The following is a 1620-nucleotide window of genomic DNA, read 5'->3' on the forward strand; positions in this document are numbered from 1 at the left end:
TAAACCAGCTAATAGTTTGTCAATAATTTTCTGTTAAAAGTTTAATAGGCACGTGCTATACTAAAAAGTGCATGACAAATAACCTTCCTAAAGTTTGTTTTTGGAAGGTTTTGTTTGATTTAGTTGTACTTACTTATCAAGCTAAATCTTGGTACGTAGTTTTATTTTTTAATAAGGCAAAAATCCAATGTAATAGTTTATTAACACAAGCTATCATCGCTACTTTAAAAGGTTTTCCTTCTTCACGTTTTTTATCATAAAATTCACGTAATTTCTTGTTTCGAGGAATGATTTTATCGTCTGTTCTAGTTTTCCTGCAATCTCGTATTGCACAACGAACAGCCATGAACAAGGCATGACGAAGTCTACTTGAACCTCGTTTTGTAATTCGATTCTTGGTCGCTGAAAACTTACCTGATTCGAAAACACTTGGGTCAACTCCAGCGAAAGCCACAAGCTTTTTAGGGTTGTTAAATCGATCTATTTCACCAATCTCAGAAATAATCGTTGCAGCGATTTTTTCACCGATACCTGGGATAGATTTGATAATACTATATTCTTCAATTTCTTTAGCGAGAGCATCTATTTCTGACTCTAAATTTGATAGATGCTCTTTGTATTGAAGAAGGATCTTTATATACATATCCAGACTTAAAATATGACTCTGGTAAACTGTTTTTTCAAAAGGATTACGAGCTGCAGCGGCTTTAAGCTGTAAAGCTTTTTCATTTGCCCATCTAATGGATCTACTCTTACATAGTTCATAAATTTTGTCTGTAATGGATTCCTCACTTGCTTTCAAAATATCTTCTGAAGAAGGGAACTCTGAAAGAGTTAATAGTGAAACATTAGAATATAAATCTCCAAAAACCCCTTTATATTCAGGAAATACCTGTTCAAGGACTGCCTGAAATTGCAACTTAGTTTGAATCATTACGCCAGTTATATTTTCATGTTGTCTTGTAAGATTACGAAGATTTAATAACTGCACACCACGCTTTTTATATGGCTCTAATTCCTCTTTATAGAACAATTCACAAAGAAGATAGGCATCAATGGCATCCGTTTTTACTTTTCTCAAACTCGTTCCTCTTGCCTTATATGAAATTAACGGATTAATGATAATCAATAAATATCCTCGTTCTTCTAAATGATGTATGACAGGAGCACCATAATGTCCTGTAGCTTCTAAAATGATTGTAGGCTTCATACCAGCCTCGTTTTTTACATCCTCTAAAAATATAACAAGGTCATTAAGACCTTCTAAAGTATGAGTTACCTTAAAACTTTTACGATATGGTTTGCCTTTATCTAAGAATGCTTGAACCTGGCTTTCACCTTTTGAAATATCCAGACCAACGACTGGATTCATTATTAATCTCCTCCTAGAATCATAGTTTACCAGTTACCCCTAATCCTCCATGCAGTGTCATAGCTTCGCTTGTTATACGAGATCTAAGTCCCAACCAGCCTCAATCATGTTTCTGCAAGTAGGGGGCGAACGGTTTAGTTGACGGGGTCAAGCCCCACGAGCAGTTACGTTCTACCCTGGCTACTGCTATAATAAAACCATTTGAAAAATGTTCAACCAGAAATATCTGGCTGACCTTATAATACGAA

General features: G+C 35.1%; 1 protein-coding gene. It reads right to left on the bottom strand.

What is annotated here, in order from left to right; all coding sequences use genetic code 11:
* Nucleotides 1-136: 136 nt before the first annotated feature.
* A complete protein-coding gene (locus ACFTQ7_RS24840; RefSeq protein WP_386831983.1) occupies nucleotides 137-1372 on the bottom strand; it encodes an IS110 family RNA-guided transposase in 1236 nt (411 codons plus the stop codon).
* Nucleotides 1373-1620 lie beyond the last annotated feature (248 nt).

The organism is Lysinibacillus sp. NPDC056959 (assembly GCF_042674095.1).
In the GTDB taxonomy this organism is placed as follows: domain Bacteria; phylum Bacillota; class Bacilli; order Bacillales_A; family Planococcaceae; genus Lysinibacillus; species Lysinibacillus zambalensis.